Raw genomic sequence first — 21,942 nt, forward strand, 5'->3', positions numbered from 1 at the left:
GGTGAAGTGACGCAGGTGGGGAGGGGCTGGGGCCGCTTTGCGGCCCCTTCGCGGGGCAAGCCTGGCCCGCTAACTCAGGGCTTGTTGCGGCCCATCAGGCCGCGCACGGTCTCTTGCAGGTCTGCCGGCAACACCACGACTTTGGCATTGCTGCTGCTGGCCAGGTTCTCCATCGCGCCGATATAGCGCTCGCCCAGCAGGTACATGGCCGGCACGGTATCGCTGCCCACGGCCTCCTTGACCAGCGAAATCGCCCGTGCCGACGCCTCGGCCAGGTTGATCTGCGCCTCGGCGTCCAGCTTGGCGGATTGCAGGCGTGCTTCAGCTTCGAGGATCGCAGCCTGCTTGGCACCTTCGGCACGGGTGACGTCGGCTTTACGTTCACGCTCGGCAGCGGCCTGGCGTTCCATGGCCAGTTGCATGTTCTCGGACGGCTTGATGTCCTGGATCTCGACCGAGCGCACGGTCACGCCCCAGTCTTCGGTCTGTTCGGACATCGCCTCGCGCAGGCGGGCCTTGATCTGCTCACGGCTGGACAAGGCTTCGTCCAGGTCCATGGCACCGACGATGGCGCGCAGCGAGGTCATGGTCAGGCTGGTGACGGCGAAGGAGAAGTTCTGTACACCGTACGAGGCCTTCTGCGGGTCGACCACCTTGGCGAAGCACAAGGCGTTGGCGACGATCACCGCGTTGTCCTTGGTGATGATTTCCTGCTCTTGCACATCGAGGATGATGTCTTTGGTGGGCAGGCGGTAGGCGACCACGTCCACGTACGGAATGACGATGTTCAGGCCCGGTTTGAGGGTGTTGTTGTAGCGGCCCAGGCGCTCGACGATCCACTCCTCGCCCTGGGGCACGATACGCACCCCCTTGAACACGGTGATCAGGACGAACAGGGCGAGGGCGCCCACGACGATAAGGCTGGTCATGATACGAACTTCCTTTCAGTACGGATTCAGGCCCGGATGACGCGGGCGGTATTGCCTTCGATGGCGGTGAGGCGCACACGCTCGCCGGACGGGATTTCAGTGTCGGCGACGCAGGTCCATTCTTCGTTGCCGAGGATTGGCTTCTGGAAACGCACGCGGCCTTTCTGGAACTCGGAAACGCTGGCGGTCAGCAGGCCGACTTCACCGATCACGCTATCGGCCGTCCAGCGCACATCCGGTTTTTTGCGCCGGAACAACTTGAACCACAGGGCGGTGGTGGCTGAAGACAGCAGCACCCACAGCAGCACCTGCATATCCAGCTGCAGGCTGGGTGCGGCGAGCGAGATGAGCGAAACCAGCACGGCACCGATGCCGAACCAGAGAATGAAGAACGTAGGCAGGACCAGTTCGAGCAGGATCAGCGCGATACCGAATACCAGCCAGATCCACCATTGCATTTCCATATGACTGAAGCCTTCCGGGGGAGGGGGGAAGAGTTTAGGGCAGAGGATGGGCGGAAGGCTATTCAGACAAGTTGGCGTTGGGTGTAGGAAGACGCTACAAAGCTCACGCCATGCGTCTCTTCCTTACCCGCGACCCAAGTCAGCCATCAGTGCCCCTTGCGAGGCGTATTGCCGGTCTACATCGGGCAGCGCCGGCCGCTCCAGAATCAACACCGGCACCCCCAGCTCCCGGGCCACTTCAAGCTTGGGCTCGGTCGCCAGGCTGCCGCTGTTCTTGCTGATCAGCACATCAATCTGCCGCCGCGCGAACAACGCACGCTCGTCTTCAATACGAAACGGCCCACGTGCGCCAATCACTTCGCAGCGGTCGTTGCCCGGGCAGGCTTCCAGGGCCCGCAATGTCCAGAACTGTTCCGGCGGTATCTCTGCCAGGTGCTGCAACGGCTCGCGCCCCAGCGTGAACAGCGGCCGCCGGAAGGGCGCGAGTGCGTCGATCAGGCCCGCCCAGTCTTGCACCTCGCGCCAGTCGTCACCCGGCTGCGCCTGCCAGGCCGGCCGGCGCAACGCCCAGCACGGAACACCTGCAGCGCGTGAGGCAACAGCGGCGTTGTGGCTGATTTGCGCGGCATAAGGGTGGGTGGCATCGATCAGCAGGGTGATACCCGCCTCACGCAGGTAGCGGGCGAGGCCTTCGGCACCGCCAAAGCCGCCAACCCGCACCTGGCATTGCAGGCCCTGCGGCACGCGGCCGATGCCTGCCAGGCTGTAGACATGCTGCGGGCCCAGCTGGCGGGCGATGGCCAGGGCCTCGGTCACGCCGCCCAGCAGCAGGATGCGCGCGCTCATTGCACGCCCGCCTGGCCGACGATACCGCCTTGGCGGTCGATGGCGAACACCTCGACCTGTACCTGCGCGGGCACCACGCTGCGGGCGAATGCCAGCGCATGCGCGCAGACGGCGTCGCCCAGGGCGATGCCGGCGGCATGGGCCAGTGCCAGGGCTTGCTGGCTGGTGTTGGCGGCGATGATCGCGGCCTGCAGGTTTGCATCGGCGCCGACAGACGCCGCCCAGCCGGCCAGTTGCGGCAGGTCGATGCTCGAATGGCGGCTGTGCAGGTCCATGTGCCCGGCGGCCAGCTTGCTGATCTTGCCGAAGCCACCGCACAGGCTCAGGCGCGCTACCGGCACCTTGCGCAAGTGCTTGAGTACGGCACCGACGAAGTCGCCCATTTCGATCAGGGCGATTTCCGGCAGGCCGTAGACCCGGCGCATGGTGTCTTCGCTGGCGTTGCCGGTACAGGCGGCAATGTGCGTGTAGCCGTTGGTGTGGGCCACGTCGATACCCTGATGGATCGAGGCGATGTAGGCCGCGCAGGAAAACGGCCGGACGATGCCGCTGGTGCCCAGGATCGACAGACCGCCGAGGATACCAAGGCGCGGGTTCATGGTCTTGAGCGCCAGCAATTCACCGCCCTGCACGTTGACCGTCACTTCGAAGCCGCCGTGATAGGCACACGCCTCGGCCAGGCGTTGCAGGTGTTCGCCAATCATGCGCCGGGGCACCGGGTTGATCGCCGGCTCGCCCACCGCCAGTACCAGCCCCGGGCGCGTCACGGTCCCCACGCCATGGCCGGCGACAAAGCGGATGCCGGGCTCAGCCAGCAAGCGGACCTGGCTGTAGAGCAGGGCGCCATGGGTCACGTCCGGGTCGTCGCCGGCGTCCTTGAGGGTACCGGCTTCGGCGCACTGGCCTGCGCGACGGCAGAACTCCAGGCGCATCTGCACCACCTTGCCCTTGGGCAGGGTGATGCTCACTGCGTCGTCACAGACGCCTGTCAGCAGCAGGCGCGCCGCTGCGAGGCTGGTGGCGGTGGCACAGCTGCCGGTGGTCAGGCCGCTGCGCAGCGGCGCGGGTTGTTCGTGGGTTTCTTCACGCATCGAAGGGTTTCACCACGTCCAGCAAGGTGATCGGCAAGGCCTGGCGCCAGGTGTCGAACGCCCCCAGCGGCTGCACGTGGGCAACATGGATACGGGTCAGCTCGCCACCGTGCTGCTCGCGAAAATGCGCCAGGGCCAATTCGCTTTGCAGGGTGACTGCGTTGGCCACCAGTCGCCCACCCGGGCGCAGACGCTCCCAGCACAGCTCCAGCACGCCTTCACGGGTTACCCCGCCACCGATGAAGATCGCGTCGGGTTGCTCAAGGCCTGCCAATGCCGCTGGCGCCTTGCCGCGTACCAGTTGCAGGCCAGGTACGCCCAGTGCATCGCGGTTGTGTTCGATAAACCCCTGGCGCCCTTCGTCGGCCTCGATGGCCAACGCACGGCAGGCAGGGTGGGCACGCATCCACTCGATGCCGATCGAGCCACAGCCTGCGCCCACGTCCCACAGCAGCTCGCCGGGCTGCGGGGCGAGGCGGGCCAGGGTGATGGCGCGGACATCGCGCTTGGTCAGTTGGCCGTCATGCTGGAAGGCCGTGTCTGGCAGCCCGGCAACCCGTGGCAGGCGTGGTGCATCGGGCGCGGCGAGGCACTCGATGGCCACCAGGTTCAGCGCTGCAACCTGGGTGTGAGGCCAGTCCTGGGCGCTGCCGGCCAGTTCGCGTTCATCGGCGCCGCCAAGGTGTTCGAACACGCGCAGGCGGCTTGGCCCGAAACCACGCGCGCACAGCAGGGCGGCAATCGCGGCAGGGCTGTCGCCGTCGTTGCTCAGCACCAGCAGGCGGGCACCGCTGTGCAGCTGGGCATTGAGCGCCGCCAGCGGCCGGGCGACCACCGATACCACCTGCACCTCCTGCAGCGGCCAGCCCAGGCGGGCGGCAGCCAGGGCGCAAGAGGACGGCATCGACAGCACGCGCATCTCACTGGCGGGCACCTGGCGTGCCAGGCTGGCGCCGACGCCGAAGAACATCGGGTCGCCGCTGGCCAACACGCAGACAGGGGCACCGCGCGCTGCAAGTACCGGCGCCAGGGAGAACGGGGTGGGCCAGCTCAGCCGCTCGCCGACCACGCAGCGCGGCAGCAAGGCCAGTTGGCGGGGGCTGCCGAAGATCCGCGAAGCGCCCAGCAGGGCGCGCCGGGCCTGCTTGCCCAGGCCGTTGAAGCCGTCTTCGCCGATGCCTACTACTGTCAGCCAGGGTGCCATGTGTTTCAATCCGCCATTTCTGGGGCGCGAAGCGGCCCCGGGTAAACGATAAGCTCGACCACCGGCTTTTCATGCCGCCGGACAAAGCAGGCATAATACCGCGCCTTCTACACTCAAGCGCACTTCACAGATTGCCGGACACCCCTTTGAAGCAGGCCCAAGCCCCCGATGTTTCACCTCGCCCCTCGGCCTGCCCGGGGTTGTGGCGCATCGTCAGTGCGCGTGATGGTGGGATTTGCCGGGTCAAGCTGCCCGGTGGCCTGCTGCTGGCCGATCAGGCCGATGCCGTGGCCGAGGCCGCCGAGCGCTTCGCCGGCGGCGTGATCGAGGCGACCAACCGCGCCAACCTGCAGGTCCGCGGTATCGGCAGCGACCACAGTGGCCTGGTCGCCAGGCTGCTGGCCGCCGGCCTGGGCCCGCGCGATGCCGCCGGTGACGATGTGCGCAACCTGATGCTCAGCCCGCTGGCCGGGCATGACCCGGCCATGTTGCTGGATGCCCGACCATTGGCGGGGCAGATCCTCGCCATGCTCGAAAGCACACCGCGCTTTCATCAATTGTCGGCCAAGTTCGCCGTGCAGCTGGACGCCGGCGAAGGCCTGGCCATGCTCGAACACCCCCATGACCTATGGCTTTCGGCTCTGCACCTTGAGCAGCGCACGTGGCTGGCTTTTGGCCTGGCGGGCTGCCCGGCCGACGGCCAGGTGCTCGGTGCCGTGCCGCTGGAACAGGGCCTGGCCCTGGTGCGTGCGGTGCTGGCGCGTTTCCTTGATCTGGCGTCTGCGGACCAATCGCGTATGCGCCAATTGCTGGAAGGCTGTTCGGCCGCGTTTTTCGTCGAAGGGCTCGGCCTGGAGATTCGTCGCGATGCTGCCGTGCGGCAATGGCGCCGTGCACGAAACCACCCCATCTGGCTGGGGGTACTGCCACAAAACCACGGCCTTGCGCTGGGCGTCGCCCCGCCCCAGGGCCGGTTGACGCCGGAGATGCTGCGCGGTGCCGCGCACATCGCCCGCCACCTGGGTGACGGCAGCCTGCGCCTGAGCCCCTGGCAAAGCCTGGTGTTGACCAATCTCGATCCGGCCCACATCGAGCAGGCCCAGGCGCAGTTGTCCGCCTTGGGCCTGCTTTGCCACCGCCATGAGCCGCTGGCGCGCATCACCGCGTGCACCGGCAGCAGTGGGTGCGCCAAGGCCCACGGCGAGACCAAGGCCGATGCCGTTGCCCTGGCCGCGCTGCTCGGCCCAGGCGTTCCCGGCAGCGTGCACCTGTCCGGTTGCCCCCGATCCTGCGCCGTGGCCCATGTTGCCCCGGCCACTTTGCTGGCCCGTTCACCGGGCCGTTACGACTTGTATGTGCGCGATGCGCGCCTGCCGGGCTTCGGTGCCCTGCGCGCCATCGACCTCACCTTGAACGAAGCAGGCGCCATGCTCGACCTGCCGACGGAGCACCTTGATGATTGACTACATCCGCGATGGTCAGGAGATCTATCGCAATTCCTTCCGGATCATCCGCGAGGAAGCCCGACTCGAGCGGATACCCGCAGACCTCGAAAAGCTCGCCGTGCGCGTGATCCATGCCTGCGGCATGGTCGAGGCCATCGACGGCTTGCAGTTCTCCGAAGGGGCAGGCCGCGCCGGGCGCGAGGCCCTGGCCAAGGGCGCGCCGATTCTGTGCGATGCGCACATGGTTGCTGAAGGCATTACCCGCGCCCGGCTGCCGGCGAACAACCCGGTGATCTGCACCCTGCGTGACCCGAGCGTGCCTGGCCTGGCCAAAGACGCCGGCAATACCCGTTCTGCCGTGGCCCTGGAGCTGTGGCGCCCACACCTGGAAGGCAGTGTGGTGGTGATCGGCAATGCCCCGACCGCACTGTTCTACCTGCTGGAAATGCTCGACGCCGGTGCGCCCAAGCCTGCGCTGATTCTCGGCTTCCCGGTCGGCTTCGTGGGTGCGGCCGAATCCAAGGCCATGCTGGCCGCCGACAGCCGCGGCGTGCCGTTCGTGATCATGCAAGGCCGCCTGGGCGGCAGCGCGATGGCCGCTGCCGCGGTCAACGCCCTGGCCACGGAGGTGGAATGATGACCCCACGTGGACGTCTGCTCGGCCTGGGCGTAGGCCCCGGCGACCCTGAACTGATCACCGTCAAGGCCCTGCGCCTGCTGCGCGAGGCGCCGGTTGTCGGCTACTTCGTGGCCAAGGGCAAGCGCGGCAACGCGTTCGGCATCATCGAGGCGCACCTACAGGCCGAGCAGACACTGCTGCCGCTGGTCTACCCGGTCACCACCGAAGCGCTGCCGGCGCCGCTGTCCTATGAACAGGTGATCAGCGATTTCTACGATGAAGCCAGTGTGCAGGTTGCCGAGCACCTGGATGCCGGCCGCGACGTGGCGGTGATCTGCGAGGGCGACCCGTTCTTCTACGGCTCCTACATGTACCTGCATGACCGCCTGGCGCAGCGCTATGAGGCCGAAGTGATCCCTGGCGTCTGCTCGATGCTGGGGGGGGCGTCGGTGCTGGGCGCGCCGCTGGTCTACCGCAACCAGAGCCTTTCGGTGCTGTCGGGCGTGCTGCCGGCCGAGGAACTGAAGCGGCGCCTGGCCGATGCCGATGCTGCCGTGATCATGAAGCTTGGCCGCAACTTCCCCAAGGTGCGTGAGGTGTTGGCCGAGCTGGGCCTGGACAGCCGTGCGCTGTATGTCGAACGGGCAACCATGGCCAACCAGAAGATCGTGCCGCTGGCGGAGGTCGACCCGCTGTCGTCGCCGTACTTCTCGCTGATCATCGTACCGGGTGAAAAATGGCAGGGATGAGTATGCACAAGGCACCGGCAATCGTCGTGCTTGGCCCTGGCAGCCTGGCCACGGCGCAGCGCATTCAGCTGTGTTATCCACAGGCCTCGATCCATGGCCTGAGTGGCCGGGTCGAGGGCGCCGATCAGCTTTACGCATCGTTTGGCGACACCCTGCGCACGTTGTATCAGCAGGGCACCCCGATCATCGCCCTGTGCGCCGCTGGCATCGTTATCCGCAGCCTGGCCAGCCTGCTCAGTGAAAAAGGCGTCGAGCCGCCGGTGCTGGCAGTGGCCGAGGATGGCAGTGCGGTAGTGCCGCTGCTCGGTGGCCTGGGTGGGGTGAATGTGATGGCGCGTGAGATCGGCGAAGCACTGGGCGTGACCGCAGCCATCACCACCAGTGGCGAACTGCGCTTTGGCACCTGCCTGCTGAACCCGCCACAGGGCTATGCCCTGGCGGACATCGAGCAAGGCAAGCGCTTTGTCTCTGACCTGCTGGCCGGTGAGGCGGTGCGCGTCGAAGGCGATGCACCTTGGCTTGAGCAGGCGCAGCTGCCCGCGAGCGAGAGCGCCCGGCGCACCATCCATGTCGGCCATCAGGCACGCCCGAGCAGCCGTGATGAGCTGTTGATCCACCCGCGTTCGGTCGTGGTGGGCGTCGATACCGCTGACCTGCAAGGAATCCGCGCCGCGCTGCAGGCGGCGGGTATCGCCGAGCAATCGCTGGCCTGCCTGCTAGCTGGCGAGCACGCCATGGCCGATGCCGCCCTGCACGAGGCTGCACAGGCCCTTGGCGTGGCGCTGCGTTTTGCAGCCAAGCCTGGCGACCTGCGTGACATGTTGGCCCAGGCGCTACCCGGCGCCGAGTTGATCGAGCAGGCGGGTACCGTCATCGCCGTGGCCCCGGCGCCGGTGGATGCCGCGCAGGTCGGCCGCCGCCGTGGTCGGCTGGCGGTGATCGGCCTTGGCCCAGGCGCTGCCGAGCTGATGGTGCCGGCGGTCAAGGCCGAGCTGGCCCGCGCCGAGGACATCCTCGGCTACGAAACCTACGTGCGCATGGCCGGGCCGTTCCGCGCCGATCAGGTGCAGCATTGCACCGACAACCGCGAAGAGATGCAGCGCGCTCGGCATGCCTTCGAACTGGCCGCCCAAGGGCGTTCGGTGGTGGTGGTGTCGTCGGGTGACCCGGGCGTGTTCGCCATGGCCGCAGCGGTGCTCGAAGCGTTGCACGAATCCAGTGACCCGGCCTGGCATCGGGTCGATCTCGAGATCCTGCCGGGGGTTTCGGCCTCGCTGGCCACTGCCGCTCAGGCGGGGGCACCGCTGGGGCACGACTTCTGCGTGATGTCGCTGTCGGACAACCTCAAGCCGTGGTCGATCATTGAAAAACGTCTGGACCTGGCCGCCCAGGCGGACCTGGTGCTGGCCTTCTACAACCCGATTTCCAAATCCCGACCGCATCAGCTTGGGGTGGCACTGGAGGTTGTGCGTCGGCACCGCGATGGGAGCACGCCTGTAGTCCTTGGCCGTGACATCGGTAGGCCGGGGCAGACGCTGAAGGTAGTCACTTTGGCCGAGCTGCTGCCGGAAATGGTCGACATGCGCACCATGGTCCTGCTCGGGTCGTCCACGACCTGCCAATTTCCGAGGGCCGATGGCGAACAGTGGGTGTACACCCCGCGCTGGTACCCGGCCCCGGGTTGAGGCACCGAGGGAACCTGTTCATGCCTGTTACCCGGCCCTTTGCAGCATAGGGTGAAGGCCCCTCGACGATACCCGTCGGGGCCTTCAAGGACCCTGCAAATGACCGATGAAAACACTATCAATGGCGATAGCATCGCCGTTGTCGAGCAATCGCTGCTCGCGCTCAGCGCAGGCATGTCGGTGCAAAGCCGGCGCGATGCCAAGACAACGTTCCAGTTTGCCTCTCGTGTAGCGTCCAAGCTGCATGATCGCGATGGCGAATCCGAAGCCTGGTTCAACAAGTTCGTGGAGGTGATGCGCACCTTGGGTTGGACGGTGGGTAAACGCTCCTACGAGCGCGACTATGACCAAAGCCGATCGCTGACGTTGGGGCCGATTGCTTTCAAAGTCGCCAGCGCCGCAGGCCAGGCCTTGCTCGGCGGCCCCCTGGGCGCGGCCATGGCCAAGCTGGCGGGCAATGCCCTTTCGGCACTGGGCAACATCGAGGAAGCCCAGCAGATCTACAAGCAAAACCTCAAAGGCCACCCTGTCTCGACCACGGGGCTGGCGGCCTGCATCGAAACGCCTGAAGGCGAACTGTTCATGCTGGTGAATGCCTTCAGTGCCTCGCCGAGTGAAAACGACCTGAATACCACCGTGTTCGAATGGAAGAGTTCGAGCAAGGAGCGCTATTGCGGTTCGGTTGTGCTCAGTCTCAACGAAGTGGTCTACACCGACGAGGTGCGGGCAACGACCGAGCAGAAGCTGATCGACAAGGCGGTCAAGGCTGTCAGCGAATTTGAAATCTGACAGCGGAGCGGGGCTTTCAGGCCCCGTTTTTCTTCTCATGTGATTGAACATCGAGGTATTGCGATGAGTAAGGATGCCTATTCCTTATGGCTCGTTGGCGGCACGGCTTTGTTGGTCGCAGAAGTGGCATTGCCGTCTCGGCAATATGCACTGGACTCGTTGCTGTTTGCACAGTTGCGTTCGGACAAACTGAATGGCTCACGCTTTGCCGATTATGCACGCTGGTACAGCGGTTACCGTGAAGCGTTGGAAGCGCGTGGGTGGGTCATCCCAGGCAGTCGCAGTGATTATCAGCCCTTGCAGGGCAGCTTCCCGCTGACTCAGCGTCTTACCGATGAATTGCAGGCCCGTCATCCGGGGCTCACGCCCTATTTGCAGGCAGCCATCGCCAGGCTGTCTCAGAAAGAGGTGCAGCAGTACCTGCGGCCTTTCACCCTGGACGAGCACGGTCAGGCAACCCATGTGGTCTACGAGCTGGGGGTGATGCTGCCAGGCCCTTCCCTGGATCTGTGTGGGTTGGCCTTGACCACTGCCACGCCTGCCACCCAGATCCACCCTGGCGCGGTATTGGCGTCGTCACCCACCGATAAGGTCGATCTGCGCACTACCCTCGCAACCCTGGGCGAGCAACTGACCGAAGTTGACCGTGAAAGCCTGCACGTGCTGCTTGAGCGCAAGCAGTACGCAGAACGCATCAGGAACTTGGGCGTGCTGAACCCGGAGGGCAGCCATGCAAACCTATGAAGCCGCAGTGGTCGGTGCCAGCCTGGTCTCTTTCATCCCCGGTATCAGCTTAGGACAGCGCAAGGCCGTCAAGCTCGCCGCACTGTGGGCTGAGACTGTGACGTTGCAGGATATGGCCAAAGAGACTGCCCAGGAACAGTATCAGTACTACCGCAAGAAGTTGATGTACCTGGGGTGGGACGCGAAGTCGGCTGAAGAAGTGCATTGGCCGGACCCTGAGCGGCCGAAAATCGTTGATCAGGCGCTGAGCAAGATCGACGCCATCGCCGGGGTTCGGCATTCCAGCCATATGGCACTGGCGCTTGAGGCACTGAAGAAGAACAGCAAGCCGTTGCTGCATTTTGAAGCGCGCAGTATGGATAGGGCGCAGTTTCAGCTTCTGTCCTGCGCGCCGGTGAGTGGTAGCTACGTGGACATCGTGGTGTATCACGAGGCCGGCAAAACCGCAGCGTTCACGGCAGGATTTGTGTTTCGTGAGCGCCGCGACATGCGCGTGAACGCAGAGCTGGTGCGGTTCAATACACGTCTGTTCGACCAGGAACGCCGCAGTGCGGTTGAGCGTGCGTTGGTGAGCATCGCGCTGAAGGAAATCCATGAAATGGAGGTCTAGAGCACGAGGTAACCCTTGATCCCGGTAAAGATGATCTGCGCCGCCAGGGCACAGACGAACAGCCCCATCAGGCGGCTGACGATCTGCAGGCCCTGGTCGCCGAGCAGCCGCTCGATGCCGTGCGACAGGTACAGCACCAGGCCCACGGTAAAGCTGGCCAGCGCGATACTGACGATGGCCAGCAGCTTGTCGTCCCAGTGCGGCTGGCCCACGCCCATCACCAGCAGCGCACCGATGGTGCCGGGGCCGACGGTCAGCGGGATGGTCAGCGGCACGATGGTCACATCCTGCTGCACGTTGTCGGCTTGCACGGCGGGTTTGCCCTGGGCCATGCCCAGCGCAGAGATGAACAGCACACTGCCGGCGCCGATGCGGAAGGCGTCGGCGGTGATGCCGAAAATACCGAAGATCGCCCGCCCGAACAGGTACAGCAGTATGCTGGCGACCAGTGCGGCGAAGGCCACCTTCCAGGCCAGTTGCTTGCGTTCCTTGCTGGAGTGGCCGCGGGTCAGGCTGATGAAGCAGGACAGCACGAAGAACGGGCTGTAGAGCACGAGCATCTTCAGGTAGACGCTAAACAACTCATGGAGCATGGGCGTTGATCCTCGGCTGCGGTGCAGGCCTGTTGGCACTTCATCGGCATGGGTTACGGGATAGGCGCAGGGTCCGTCTTGGCTTCCCGGTGATTCGCCCAATACTGGATCAGCTCGCGCAACTGCGACAGCTCCACCGGCTTGGCCATGTGCCCATCCATGCCCGCCAGCTTGGCGCGCTCCTTGTGCTCGGCAAGGATATGCGCAGTCAGCGCCACCACCGGCGTGCGCTGGCGCTGCTGCGCGGCTTCCCACGCGCGCAGTTGCTGGGTCGCCGAGAAACCGTCCAGCACAGGCATCTCGCAGTCCATCAGCACCAGGTCATAGCGTTGCGCTTTCATCGCTTGCAACGCCTCTTCACCGTTGCAGGCCGTGTCCGGCTCAAGGTTGAGCTTGCCGAGCATGCCACGGATGACCTTGGTGGAAATACTGTTGTCCTCGGCGACCAGCACGCGGAAGTCGCTGGGCAGGTCCAGTGCTTGCGGGGTACCGGGCAGGCTGGCGGGCACCGCTTGCTCACGGCCGCGTTGGGCCAGCTCTTCAGCCAGCGTGGTCTTGAGTGTATAGCCCGCCACCGGTTTGGCGAGAATCCGCTTGACCCCGGCATTGCGCGCGATGACCTTGCTCGGCGCATTGCTGATGCCGGTGAGCATCACCACCAGGATGTCGTGGTTGAGGCTGGGGTCTTCCTTGATCTTGGCCGCCAGCTGCATACCGGTCATGCCGGGCATGTTCTGGTCCAGCAGCACGGCATCGAAGTAATCACGCAAGTGGGCCTTGGTGCGCAGCAACGCCAGCGCCTCCTTGCCTGACGGCACCGCGCTGACATTCATGCCCCAGGCGCTGCACTGCTGTACCAGCACCTTGCGGCAGGTGTCGTTGTCGTCCACCACCAGTACCCGAGCGTCGCGCAGCGGGCCGTCGAGGTCGGCGGGTGGCTGTTCAAGGCGCGAAGGGTCCAGCGGCAGGGTCAGCCACAGGGTGTTGCCCATGCCGCTGCTGCTCTTGATGCCGAATTCGCCCTGCATCAGGCCGATCAACTGCTTGGCGATGACCAGCCCGAGGTGGCCGCCCAGCTTGTTGCTGGAGAGGAAGTGGTGGCTGTGCAGCTCGGCTTGCAGCAGCGCTTCGCGCTCGGCGGCGGGCAACGGTTCGCCGCTGTCTTGCACGGCAATGCGCAAACGCGGGGTCGCGCCGCGCTGGTCGAGCGCCACCACCAGCAGGATCTCGCCCTGGTCGGTGTTTTTAAGAGCATTTTCCAGCAGGCTCGACAGCGCCTGGCGCAGGCGTGTCGGGTCGCCACTGATCACCCGTGGCACTTGCGGCTGGGTAAAGCTGATCAGCTCGATGTTCTGCTGCTCGGCCTTGGCCCGGAAGATGTTCAGGCAGTCCTCGATCAGGGCGTTGAGGTCGAACTGCACATCGTCCAGCTCGATCTGCCGTGACTCCAGCTTGGAGATGTCGAGAATCTCGTTGATCAGCGTCAGCAACTCGTTGCCGGCACTATGGATGGTTTGCACATAGTCGCGCTGCTTGACCGACAACGGCGTGCCGAGCAGCAGCTCGGTCATGCCCAGCACGCCGTTCATGGGCGTACGGATTTCGTGGCTGATCTTGGCCAGGAACTCGGCCTTGGCGTTGATCTCGGCATCGCTGGCGGCCAGTGCACGGCTGGCGCTGAAGCGCTCTTCGCTCATGCGCCGCAGGCGTTCGCTGACCGCCAGGTTCAGCAGCAGGCCGCTGATGACGGTCAGGCCCATGAGCACGCACAGCAGCCAGGGCGTGGAGGTGCGGGTCAGGCCCAGCAGCGCCGGCAGCAGTACCAGCCCGCCAAGGTTGTAGACCACCATGGCGAGGCTGAACAGACGGGCTGGCGCATAGCCCTTGTACCAGTGGAAGGTGCTGACCAGCAGCATGCTGACGCTGCCCAGGGCCAGCAGCGCATAGGTCATCAGGTTGAGCGGCAAGGTGTCGACGAACAGCAGCACCAGGCCACTGACTGCTGCCACCAGCATCTCGCCTTGCAGCAGGCGGTTCAGCCGCGGCGAATTGCGCGGCGAGAAGAAATGCAGGGTGAAATACAGCCCGGCCAGGCCCGCGAGCACCAGGGTGAGGTAGGCAGCGGGCGTTTGCGCACTGTGCCACACATGCCACCAGGGGCCGCTGAGGTTGAGCAGGATCAACCCGCTGAGCAACATCAGCCCGTGGTACAGGGCCAGAATCAGGGTAGTGCTGGAGCGGCTATAGAGGAAGCGGATCAGGTTGTGCAGGATCAGCATCACCAGGCCGCCAAAGAGCATGCCGAACAACAGTGGCCGGCTTTGGTCCGAGGCAGCCACGGCGGCGGGCTCCAGGCTGATCGCCGGGCGCAGTTGATGCTCTGAAACCAGGCGCAGGTAGATGTCCAGCGGCTGCTTGCTGTTGGGCAGGGGCAGTACATGGTCGCTGCCGCGCAGGGTCGGGCTGGCATTGCCGGCCTGGCGCCCGTGGTGCAGCTGACGGAGTAATTTGTCGCCCTCGAGGGCGTAGAGGTCCAGGCCAGACAGGTCTGGCGCGAAGACCCGCAGCAGTTGCTCCTGATCGCCGGGTTCCAAGCGATAGTGCAGCCACAGGGCTTGTTCTGCGGGGGCAGCGTCCAGGTCAGCGAGCAGCAGGGGGCTGAACTGGTTGCGGTAGCGGTCGGAGCGCACGTCGCTCAATTGCAGGTTGGCCTGTTCGTCGAGCAGCACGGACCAGCCTCCGCCTTCTTCGGCCGAAGCCGGGAGCAGGCAGAGCAAGGTCAGCAAGCTGACGATCAGAGCTGTGGCAATCCGAAGCCGACGCACTACGAAATCCCTTCTTAGCCGATGTGCCGGATACTAACTATGCGCGGCGCGCCAAGTCGAAGGCAAGGCCCACACAGGGCCCTGTCGACGAGCCGAAGGCCGTGGGCGCAAGGCGTCACGGCGCTTCGGTAAAGGTTACTGCTGGTGTTCACCGCGCTCGCGGGCGATGGCCCGGTAGCCAATGTCGGTGCGGTAGAAGCTGCCGTCCCATTTGACCTGCTCTGCCAGGCGGTAGGCCTGCTGCTGAGCGGCTTCGACAGTCTCGCCCAGGGCGGTCGCGCAGAGCACACGGCCGCCGGCGGTCACCACCTGGCCATCTTTGAGGGTGGTGCCAGCGTGGAACACCTTGCCTTCGAGCTTGGCAGCCGCGTCCAGGCCGCTGATTGCGTCACCCTTGGCGTAGTCGCCCGGGTAGCCGCCGGCGGCCAGTACTACGCCCAGGCTCGGCCGTGGGTTCCACTGCGCTTCGACCTTGTCCAGCGCCTTGGCGAAAGCGGCCTCGATCAGCAGCACCAGGCTCGATTCCAGGCGCAGCATGACGGGCTGGGTTTCCGGGTCGCCGAAGCGGCAGTTGAACTCGATGACCTTGGGGTTGCCGGCCTTGTCGATCATCAGGCCCGCGTAGAGGAAGCCGGTGTAGACGTTGCCTTCCTCGGCCATACCGCGCACGGTCGGCCAGATGACCTGGTCCATCACGCGCTGGTGCACGTCGGCGGTGACGACCGGGGCAGGGGAGTAAGCGCCCATGCCGCCGGTGTTCGGGCCGGTGTCGGCGTCGCCGACGCGCTTGTGGTCCTGGCTGGTGGCCATTGGCAGCACGTTGTGGCCGTCGACCATGACGATGAAGCTGGCTTCCTCGCCGTCCAGGAACTCTTCGATCACCACACGCGAGCCAGCGGCGCCAAAGGCGTTGCCAGCCAGCATGTCACGCACGGCGTCTTCGGCTTCCTGCAGGGTCATGGCGACGATCACGCCTTTGCCCGCAGCCAGGCCGTCGGCCTTGATCACGATCGGCGCACCCTTTTCCTGCAGGTAGGCCAGGGCTGGCTCGATTTCGGTGAAGTTCTGGTAGTCGGCGGTCGGGATCTTGTGACGCGCCAGGAAATCCTTGGTGAAGGCCTTGGAGCCTTCCAGCTGGGCCGCGCCCTTGGTGGGGCCGAAGCAGTCCAGGCCACGGCTGCGGAACAGGTCGACCACACCGATGACCAGTGGCGCTTCCGGGCCGACGATGGTCAGGTCGACGTTCTTCTCGGCGAAGTCGGCCAGTTGCTCCAGGGCGCACACGTCGATGGCAACGTTCTCGCACTTGGCTTCAATGGCGGTGCCAGCGTTGCCTGGGGCAACGAAGACTTTCTCGACGCGTGGGTCCTGGGCAACTTTCCAGGCCAGGGCGTGCTCACGGCCGCCGCTGCCGATGATCAAAACTTTCATGTCAAAACCTCGAATTCTTTCGGGCGTAAGGCAAAGCCTCACGCTGTACGAGGTCGCAATGAAGCAGATGCCTGCTTCAGTGCGGCCGATTGCCGTAAATCAGTGGCGGAAGTGGCGCATACCGGTGAAGACCATGGCGATACCGGCTTCATCAGCGGCAGCAATCACCTCGGCATCGCGCATCGAGCCACCTGGCTGGATCACGGCGCTGATACCCACTTTTGCTGCATTGTCGATGCCGTCACGGAACGGGAAGAACGCATCCGATGCCATGACCGCGCCTTGTACCTGCAGGCCAGCATGCTCGGCCTTGATTGCAGCAATGCGGGCGGAGTTGACGCGGCTCATCTGGCCGGCGCCGACGCCGATGGTCTGGCGCTGCTTGGCGTAGACGATGGCGTTGGACTTGACGAACTTGGCCACTTTCCAGGCGAACACCAAGTCATGGACTTCTTGCTCGGTCGGTGCGCGTTTGGTGACGATTTTCAGGTCATCGGCGGTGATCATGCCGATGTCGCGGCTCTGTACCAACAAACCACCGTTGACCCGCTTGAAGTCCCAGCCGGCAGCACGCTCGGCAGGCCACTCGCCGCACTCCAGCAGGCGTACGTTCTGCTTGGCAGCCACCACGTCGCGGGCGGCCTGGGAAATTTTCGGGGCGATGATCACTTCGACGAACTGGCGCTCGACGATGGCCTTGGCGGTTTCGCCGTCCAGCTCGCGGTTGAAGGCGATGATGCCGCCAAACGCCGACTCGGTGTCGGTGGCGTAGGCCAGGTCATAGGCCTTGCGGATGCCGCCTTCTGCTTCCGGTACCACGGCCACGCCGCACGGGTTGGCGTGCTTGACGATGACGCAGGCCGGCTTGACGAAGCTCTTCACGCACTCCAGTGCGGCGTCGGTGTCGGCCACGTTGTTGAACGACAGCTCTTTGCCTTGCAGCTGGATGGCGGAGGAGATGCTCGCCTCACCCTTGCGCGCTTCGACATAGAACGCCGCGCTCTGGTGCGGGTTCTCGCCGTAGCGCATTTCCTGAGCCTTGACGAACTGGCTGTTGAAGGTGCGCGGGAATTCGCTGCGGTCGGACGTCGACAGGGTTTCTTTGGCCTGGTCGATGGTGCCCATGTAGTTGGCGATCATGCCGTCGTAGGCAGCAGTGTGCTCGAAGGCCTTGAGCATCAGGTCGAAGCGCTGGGCGTAGGTCAGGCCACCGGCTTTCAGGCCGTCGAGGACGCTGGCGTAGTCGCTGGCGTTGACCACGATGGCGACATCCTTGTGGTTCTTGGCGGCCGAGCGGACCATGGTCGGGCCACCGATGTCGATGTTCTCGATGGCGGTCGGCAGGTCGCAGCCTGGCTTGGAGATGGTCGCTTCGAAGGGGTACAGGTTGACGGCGACCAGGTCGATCGGCTTGATGCCGTGCTCGTTCATGATGGCGTCGTCGACGCCGCGACGGCCCAGAATGCCGCCATGGATTTTCGGGTGCAGGGTCTTGACCCGGCCATCCATCATTTCGGCGAAGCCGGTGTAGTCGGCCACTTCCACCGCGTTCACGCCGTTATCCTTGAGCAGCTTGTAGGTGCCGCCGGTGGACAGGATCTCGACACCGAGCTGCTGCAGCTCACGGGCGAATTCGAGGATACCGGTCTTGTCGGAGACGCTGATCAGGGCGCGGCGGATCGGCAGGCGGGTAGTCTGGTCGGTCATTTCGGATTCCATAACGCGGTGGAGTCAGCAAAAAAGGCGTCCCTTTGCAGGAGCCGCCTTTTCTGATTGGGATTCTGGCTTACAACAAGTCGTACTGCTTGAGCTTCTTGCGCAGGGTGCCTCGGTTGAGCCCGAGCATCTCGCTGGCCTTGGTCTGGTTGCCCTTCACGTAGTTCATCACGCTTTCAAGCAGGGGCGCCTCGACTTCGGAGAGCACCAGGTTGTACACGTCCGTGACGGTCGCGCCTTCCAGGTGGGCGAAGTAGTTGTGCAGCGCCTTCTCGACGCTGTCGCGAAGGGTCTGGCCCTCTTCGCTCGGCGTGTTGAGGTGCTGTTTCAGGTTGGCGTTGTCGCTCACGGGCGTTGTTCCACTCACAAATGTCTCGGTCATCATCGTCATGCGGCCACCCCTTGTCCGTCCTCTGTCTCAAGGCTCTGTCGACGTTCACTGAAAAACGCGCGAACGTTGGCGCACTGCGCTTGTGTGTCTTCCAAAGCATTGAACCGGGAGCGAAACTCCTTGCCGCCGGGTCGTGTCGCCAGGTACCAGCCAACGTGCTTGCGGGCAATACGTACGCCCATCACATCGCCATAGAAGGCATGCAGCGCGGCCAGGTGCTCCAGCAGGATGCGTTCCACTTCGTCCAGCTGCGGGGCTGGCAAGTGTTCGCCAGTACGCAGGTAATGCTCGGTCTCGCGAAAGATCCATGGCCGCCCCTGGGCGGCGCGGCCGATCAACAGGCCATCGACGCCAGTGGCGTCCAGTACCGCCCGGGCCTTTTCTGGCGAAGTGATATCGCCGTTGGCAAATACCGGGATAGACACCGCCTGCTTGATGGCAGCGATGGTGTCGTATTCTGCTTCGCCTGTGTACAGGTCGGCGCGTGTGCGGCCATGCACCGCCAGCGCCTGGATACCGGCCTGCTCGGCGATCTTCGCCACATTCAGGCCGTTTTTGTTCGCCCGATCCCAGCCAGTGCGGATCTTCAGCGTCACCGGGACGTCCACGGCGCCTACCACGGCGTGGAGAATCTCGCTGACCAAGGCTTCATCTCTCAATAAAGCAGAGCCTGCAGCTTTGTTGCAGACTTTTTTTGCCGGGCAGCCCATGTTGATATCGATGATCTGGGCACCCGCTTGTACGTTGGCCTTTGCCGCCGCCGCCATCATCTGTGCGTCACCACCGGCGATCTGTACCGAGCGTGGCTCGGGATCACCTTCGTGGATGCGGCGCAGGCTCGACTTGCGGCTGTTCCACAGGTTCATGTCGCTGGACACCATCTCCGATACCACCATGCCTGCGCCAAGGCGCTTGCAAAGTGTTCGGAAAGGCTGGTCCGTGACCCCGGCCATGGGGGCGAGGATCAGGTTGTTGCGCAGTGTGTATGGGCCGATGCGTACCGCCGACATAGGTGATCCCTGTTGTGGGGCCGAATCTTGGAGTTCGAAAAAGGGTGGGCATGATACCCGCTCTCGGTGACCGGATAAAGATGGATTTGGATAAAATCTGAACAGTTGTCGGCTTATGACTTTGAGCTTCAAGCCGCAAGCCGCAAGCAGCAAGCTTCAAGCGGCAAGACAAAAGCGGGCGCGGTCTGGGCCTCTTGTCTTGTAGCTTGCGGCTAGCCGCTTGTCGCTTATTCCGGCGAGCGGAAGCTGAGGCTGTAGTTCACGGCCTTGGGGCCCGGGTCGAGGATGTCCAGGGCGATGTGGATCGGGGTCTGGCTGGGCATTTCGCCACGCCCGGCCAGTTCGCCGGAGAGGTACTCGCTCGGTTTGAAGCGCCGGCTGGCGATCAATTGGCCATTGAGGTCGGCGAAACGCAGCTCCAGCAGCGGGAACGGCTGGGCGAAGGGCGCGCGGTTGTAGATGATCGCATCGACGATCAGCGCACCCTTGAAGTCCGGATGGCTGCGCACCACCAGGTTGCTGCTCTTGATGCGGGCGATGTCGACGCGGGTCGGCACCTTGCAGCCCAATACCGGGCACAACTGCTGGAAGATCGGCCGGTACTGGTCTTGGCGGGCCATTTCGTCGAAGTGGAACCAGACGTACTGGAACGCCAGCAGGCCGGCGGCCAGCAGCGTCAGGCAGCCCCACAGCAGGCGCTTGCCCCAGTTCGGCTGGGGTTTTTCCCAGCCCAGTTGCAGCGGGTCGTCGACCACGTCGACCAGCGGCTCCTTGCGCGGCGCACGCTCGGGTCTGCTGGACAGGCCTGGCTCCAGGCGTTCGCCGGGCAGCGGCGCGTCAGGGTCGTCGTGATGGGCCGACAGGTGCAGGTCCAGTTCGTCGTCGTCGCGGGCGCTCAGGCCCTTTTTCGGGGCGGCATCATCGCTGGCGGCGAAGTGCTCGCTGACGAACGCATGGTGCTCGTCGGCCTCGATGTCCCGGCGTACAGGCGGCTCATCGTCGATGTCCAGGTCCAGATGGCCGCCCAGGGTAGGCTCGGTGCGATCGCCCGGGGCCGGCTCCAGGTCCAGAGGTTCCTGTTCCAGCAGCACCGGTGCAGGCGCGGGCGCCTGCTGCGGTTCGAAGCGGTCGTCGGTGGCGTTGCCGAACAGGGCGTCGGCATGCGTGTCCGGCTGATGCTCGTCACGGCGGGCCTGCAAGCCGTTGTCCGGCTTGACCGGGCGAGCGGCGGCAGGGTCGCCGCGACGTTCAAGGCGGGCAAGCTCCTGGTCAAGGTCCAGTTCATCCAGGGCCTGGGCGGTGAGCGCCCAGTCTTCCTCGATGGCCGCTGGGCGCTCGCTGATGGGCGGATCGGGCGTAACCGCAGGCGCGGCAACCGGTTCGGCAGGCGCAGTCGGTGCTGGCGGCACCACGGGGGTGCTGGCGGCATCGGTACGGTTCTGCTCCAGCAGTTGCTTTGCGGCGTTGAACACCTGCAGGCAATGGCCGCAACGCACCACCCCGCGCGCCACACTCAACTGGTGATGGGTGACGCGAAAGCTGGTCTGGCAATGCGGGCACTGGGTGACGAAACTGTCGGTCATGCGGCGATCCGGGGTTGTACAGAGGTTATTCTAGGCCCGCTTAACGGCGGCGACCACTGATGCGCACCCAACCATCGCGTACGGCGATCGGGTCCAGCTCGAAGTCGGCGGCGTAGGCAGCGGCCACTTCCTCGCCTTGTTCGGCAAGGATGCCCGACAGTGCCAGCAGGCCGCCAGGGCGAACCAGGCCAGACAACTGTGGCGCCAGCGAGACCAGCGGGCCGGCCAGGATGTTGGCGACCAGTACGTCGGCTTGCATGGCCGGCATGTGCTCGGGCAGGTACAGGGGGAACTGTGCGTCAGCGATGCCGTTGCGCCCGGCGTTGTCGCGCGAGGCTTCCAGCGCCTGCACGTCGATGTCGGTGCCGACCGCTTCGCGGGCGCCCAGCAGCAGCGCCGCGATGGCCAGAATCCCCGACCCGCAGCCGAAGTCCAGCACGTGGGTGCCTTCGAGTTGCTGGCCGTCGAGCCATTCCAGGCACAGGGCGGTGGTCGGGTGCGTGCCGGTGCCAAACGCCAGGCCCGGGTCGAGCAGCAGGTTGACTGCGTCCTTCTCCGGGGCTTCGTGCCAGCTTGGCACGATCCACAGGCGGCGGCCGAAGCGCATCGGCTGGAAGTTGTCCATCCAGCTGCGCTCCCAGTCCTGGTCTTCGATCACTTCTGCCTGATGCTCGGGCAGCTCGGCGCCGGTCAGCAGGCGAACGTGGGCGAACACCTGCTCGGGTTCGGCATCGGCCTCGAACAGGGCCAGCAAATGGGTGTGCGACCACAGGGGCGTGGTGTTGAGGTCGGGTTCGAAGATCGGTTGGTCTTCTGCGTCCACGAACGTGACCGAGACGGCGCCGACTTCAAGCAGCGCGTCTTCGTAGGTTTCGGCTTGTTCCGGGCTGATGGCCAGGCGTACTTGCAGCCAGGGCATGGCGGGCACCTTTGGTAAATCGACAGGGGCAGCCCGAGGCTGCGCGAAGGCTGGCAGTTTACGCGAGTGCGCAGGGTTTGTAGAGAAGACCAGGCGCGGACCCTGTAGGAGCGGCCTTGTGTCGCGAAAGGGCCGCAGAGCGGCCCCGGCGATGGCCGAGCAAGCACCAGGCAGTTGCTCCCACAGTTTGGACTGCCCCCAAAAAGTTGGACAGTTCTATGCTGCCGCCTGGGTCCTGTACTCGACAGGGCTCAGGCCATTGAGCCTCAGCTTGATGCGGTCATGGTTGTAGTAGTGGA

Annotated in this window: 21 protein-coding genes; 7 read left to right on the forward strand and 14 right to left on the reverse strand. The window is 64.8% G+C overall.

Going from position 1 to position 21,942, the window contains the following annotated elements; all coding sequences use genetic code 11:
* Positions 1–74 precede the first annotated feature (74 nt).
* The 5 genes from HU770_RS09530 to cbiE form a co-directional block, all read right to left on the reverse strand.
* Positions 75–929, reverse strand: a complete 855-nt coding sequence (locus tag HU770_RS09530) for an SPFH domain-containing protein (RefSeq protein ID WP_186652712.1) — start codon at positions 927–929, stop codon at positions 75–77.
* Positions 930–955: 26 nt separating this feature from the next.
* On the reverse strand, positions 956–1,393 hold the full coding sequence (locus HU770_RS09535) for an NfeD family protein (RefSeq protein ID WP_186652710.1): 438 nt from the start codon (positions 1,391–1,393) through the stop codon (positions 956–958).
* Between the two features lie 123 nt (positions 1,394–1,516).
* Positions 1,517–2,239 carry a cobalt-precorrin-6A reductase gene (locus HU770_RS09540; RefSeq protein WP_095063868.1) on the reverse strand — a complete coding sequence of 241 codons (723 nt, stop codon included), beginning with the start codon at positions 2,237–2,239 and terminating at the stop codon, positions 1,517–1,519.
* Positions 2,236–3,330, reverse strand: a complete 1,095-nt coding sequence (locus HU770_RS09545; protein WP_186663532.1) for a cobalt-precorrin-5B (C(1))-methyltransferase — start codon at positions 3,328–3,330, stop codon at positions 2,236–2,238. The genes HU770_RS09540 and HU770_RS09545 overlap by 4 nt, the downstream gene beginning before the upstream one ends.
* The gene (gene cbiE, locus HU770_RS09550; protein ID WP_186663533.1) at positions 3,323–4,534 is read right to left on the reverse strand and encodes a precorrin-6y C5,15-methyltransferase (decarboxylating) subunit CbiE; all 1,212 of its coding nucleotides are present in this window, start codon (positions 4,532–4,534) and stop codon (positions 3,323–3,325) included. The genes HU770_RS09545 and cbiE overlap by 8 nt, the downstream gene beginning before the upstream one ends.
* A 131-nt stretch (positions 4,535–4,665) precedes the next feature.
* Between cbiE and cobG the strand changes: the two genes are divergently transcribed.
* The 7 genes from cobG to HU770_RS09585 all read left to right on the forward strand — a co-directional run bounded on the left by cobG (position 4,666) and on the right by HU770_RS09585 (position 11,175).
* The gene (gene cobG, locus HU770_RS09555; RefSeq protein ID WP_238347476.1) at positions 4,666–5,997 is read left to right on the forward strand and encodes a precorrin-3B synthase; all 1,332 of its coding nucleotides are present in this window, start codon (positions 4,666–4,668) and stop codon (positions 5,995–5,997) included.
* A complete protein-coding gene (locus tag HU770_RS09560; protein WP_033701746.1) occupies positions 5,990–6,616 on the forward strand; it encodes a precorrin-8X methylmutase in 627 nt (208 codons plus the stop codon). Before cobG ends, HU770_RS09560 begins: the two co-directional genes overlap by 8 nt.
* A complete protein-coding gene (locus tag HU770_RS09565) occupies positions 6,613–7,347 on the forward strand; it encodes a precorrin-2 C(20)-methyltransferase (protein ID WP_033701745.1) in 735 nt (244 codons plus the stop codon). Before HU770_RS09560 ends, HU770_RS09565 begins: the two co-directional genes overlap by 4 nt.
* A complete protein-coding gene (cobJ, locus tag HU770_RS09570; RefSeq protein WP_186663535.1) occupies positions 7,335–9,032 on the forward strand; it encodes a precorrin-3B C(17)-methyltransferase in 1,698 nt (565 codons plus the stop codon). The genes HU770_RS09565 and cobJ overlap by 13 nt, the downstream gene beginning before the upstream one ends.
* A 99-nt stretch (positions 9,033–9,131) precedes the next feature.
* Positions 9,132–9,821, forward strand: coding sequence for a hypothetical protein (locus HU770_RS09575; protein ID WP_186663536.1), 690 nt, complete (start codon positions 9,132–9,134; stop codon positions 9,819–9,821).
* A 63-nt stretch (positions 9,822–9,884) separates the two neighbouring features.
* Positions 9,885–10,565, forward strand: coding sequence for a hypothetical protein (locus HU770_RS09580; protein ID WP_186663537.1), 681 nt, complete (start codon positions 9,885–9,887; stop codon positions 10,563–10,565).
* Positions 10,552–11,175 carry a hypothetical protein gene (locus HU770_RS09585; RefSeq protein ID WP_186663538.1) on the forward strand — a complete coding sequence of 208 codons (624 nt, stop codon included), beginning with the start codon at positions 10,552–10,554 and terminating at the stop codon, positions 11,173–11,175. Before HU770_RS09580 ends, HU770_RS09585 begins: the two co-directional genes overlap by 14 nt.
* Here HU770_RS09585 and HU770_RS09590 read toward each other — a convergent pair.
* The 9 genes from HU770_RS09590 to HU770_RS09630 form a co-directional block, all read right to left on the reverse strand.
* Entirely contained in the window at positions 11,172–11,768 is a 597-nt protein-coding gene (locus HU770_RS09590) for a MarC family protein (protein WP_033701739.1), read from the reverse strand. The genes HU770_RS09585 and HU770_RS09590 overlap by 4 nt on opposite strands.
* Before the next feature lie 53 nt (positions 11,769–11,821).
* Positions 11,822–14,593: a hybrid sensor histidine kinase/response regulator gene (locus HU770_RS09595; protein WP_186663539.1), complete on the reverse strand. Its 2,772-nt coding sequence runs from the start codon at positions 14,591–14,593 to the stop codon at positions 11,822–11,824.
* Between the two features lie 135 nt (positions 14,594–14,728).
* Positions 14,729–16,024, reverse strand: a complete 1,296-nt coding sequence (gene purD / locus HU770_RS09600; protein WP_186663540.1) for a phosphoribosylamine--glycine ligase — start codon at positions 16,022–16,024, stop codon at positions 14,729–14,731.
* Between the two features lie 99 nt (positions 16,025–16,123).
* Positions 16,124–17,731 (reverse strand): bifunctional phosphoribosylaminoimidazolecarboxamide formyltransferase/IMP cyclohydrolase, encoded by a 1,608-nt coding sequence (gene purH, locus HU770_RS09605; RefSeq protein WP_186652694.1) that lies wholly within the window; start codon positions 17,729–17,731, stop codon positions 16,124–16,126.
* 79 nt (positions 17,732–17,810) lie between these two features.
* The gene (gene fis, locus HU770_RS09610) at positions 17,811–18,131 is read right to left on the reverse strand and encodes a DNA-binding transcriptional regulator Fis (RefSeq protein ID WP_012274390.1); all 321 of its coding nucleotides are present in this window, start codon (positions 18,129–18,131) and stop codon (positions 17,811–17,813) included.
* On the reverse strand, positions 18,128–19,141 hold the full coding sequence (gene dusB, locus HU770_RS09615; RefSeq protein WP_186663541.1) for a tRNA dihydrouridine synthase DusB: 1,014 nt from the start codon (positions 19,139–19,141) through the stop codon (positions 18,128–18,130). Before dusB ends, fis begins: the two co-directional genes overlap by 4 nt.
* A gap of 227 nt (positions 19,142–19,368) precedes the next feature.
* Positions 19,369–20,724: a DUF3426 domain-containing protein gene (locus tag HU770_RS09620; RefSeq protein ID WP_186663542.1), complete on the reverse strand. Its 1,356-nt coding sequence runs from the start codon at positions 20,722–20,724 to the stop codon at positions 19,369–19,371.
* 40 nt (positions 20,725–20,764) lie between these two features.
* A complete protein-coding gene (prmA, locus tag HU770_RS09625) occupies positions 20,765–21,643 on the reverse strand; it encodes a 50S ribosomal protein L11 methyltransferase (protein WP_033701732.1) in 879 nt (292 codons plus the stop codon).
* A gap of 216 nt (positions 21,644–21,859) precedes the next feature.
* Positions 21,860–21,942 (reverse strand): IS3 family transposase (locus HU770_RS09630; protein ID WP_186653653.1); only part of this gene is annotated, 83 nt, incomplete at its 5' end.

It is taken from the genome of Pseudomonas sp. SWRI68 (assembly GCF_014269165.1).
GTDB classification, from domain to species: Bacteria; Pseudomonadota; Gammaproteobacteria; order Pseudomonadales; family Pseudomonadaceae; genus Aquipseudomonas; species Aquipseudomonas capeferrum.

Bases quoted from the DNA above. Each gene is read 5' to 3' on its own strand.
- HU770_RS09530 (WP_186652712.1), bottom strand. From the start codon at position 929: ATGACCAGCCTTATCGTCGTGGGCGCCCTCGCCCTGTTCGTCCTGATC.
- HU770_RS09535 (WP_186652710.1), bottom strand. From the start codon at position 1,393: ATGGAAATGCAATGGTGGATCTGGCTGGTATTCGGTATCGCGCTGATC.
- HU770_RS09540 (WP_095063868.1), bottom strand. From the start codon at position 2,239: ATGAGCGCGCGCATCCTGCTGCTGGGCGGCGTGACCGAGGCCCTGGCC.
- HU770_RS09545 (WP_186663532.1), bottom strand. From the start codon at position 3,330: ATGCGTGAAGAAACCCACGAACAACCCGCGCCGCTGCGCAGCGGCCTG.
- cbiE (WP_186663533.1), bottom strand. From the start codon at position 4,534: ATGGCACCCTGGCTGACAGTAGTAGGCATCGGCGAAGACGGCTTCAAC.
- HU770_RS09560 (WP_033701746.1), top strand. From the start codon at position 5,990: ATGATTGACTACATCCGCGATGGTCAGGAGATCTATCGCAATTCCTTC.
- HU770_RS09565 (WP_033701745.1), top strand. From the start codon at position 6,613: ATGATGACCCCACGTGGACGTCTGCTCGGCCTGGGCGTAGGCCCCGGC.
- cobJ (WP_186663535.1), top strand. From the start codon at position 7,335: ATGGCAGGGATGAGTATGCACAAGGCACCGGCAATCGTCGTGCTTGGC.
- HU770_RS09575 (WP_186663536.1), top strand. From the start codon at position 9,132: ATGACCGATGAAAACACTATCAATGGCGATAGCATCGCCGTTGTCGAG.
- HU770_RS09580 (WP_186663537.1), top strand. From the start codon at position 9,885: ATGAGTAAGGATGCCTATTCCTTATGGCTCGTTGGCGGCACGGCTTTG.
- HU770_RS09585 (WP_186663538.1), top strand. From the start codon at position 10,552: ATGCAAACCTATGAAGCCGCAGTGGTCGGTGCCAGCCTGGTCTCTTTC.
- HU770_RS09590 (WP_033701739.1), bottom strand. From the start codon at position 11,768: ATGCTCCATGAGTTGTTTAGCGTCTACCTGAAGATGCTCGTGCTCTAC.
- purD (WP_186663540.1), bottom strand. From the start codon at position 16,024: ATGAAAGTTTTGATCATCGGCAGCGGCGGCCGTGAGCACGCCCTGGCC.
- purH (WP_186652694.1), bottom strand. From the start codon at position 17,731: ATGACCGACCAGACTACCCGCCTGCCGATCCGCCGCGCCCTGATCAGC.
- fis (WP_012274390.1), bottom strand. From the start codon at position 18,131: ATGACGATGATGACCGAGACATTTGTGAGTGGAACAACGCCCGTGAGC.
- dusB (WP_186663541.1), bottom strand. From the start codon at position 19,141: ATGTCGGCGGTACGCATCGGCCCATACACACTGCGCAACAACCTGATC.
- HU770_RS09620 (WP_186663542.1), bottom strand. From the start codon at position 20,724: ATGACCGACAGTTTCGTCACCCAGTGCCCGCATTGCCAGACCAGCTTT.
- prmA (WP_033701732.1), bottom strand. From the start codon at position 21,643: ATGCCCTGGCTGCAAGTACGCCTGGCCATCAGCCCGGAACAAGCCGAA.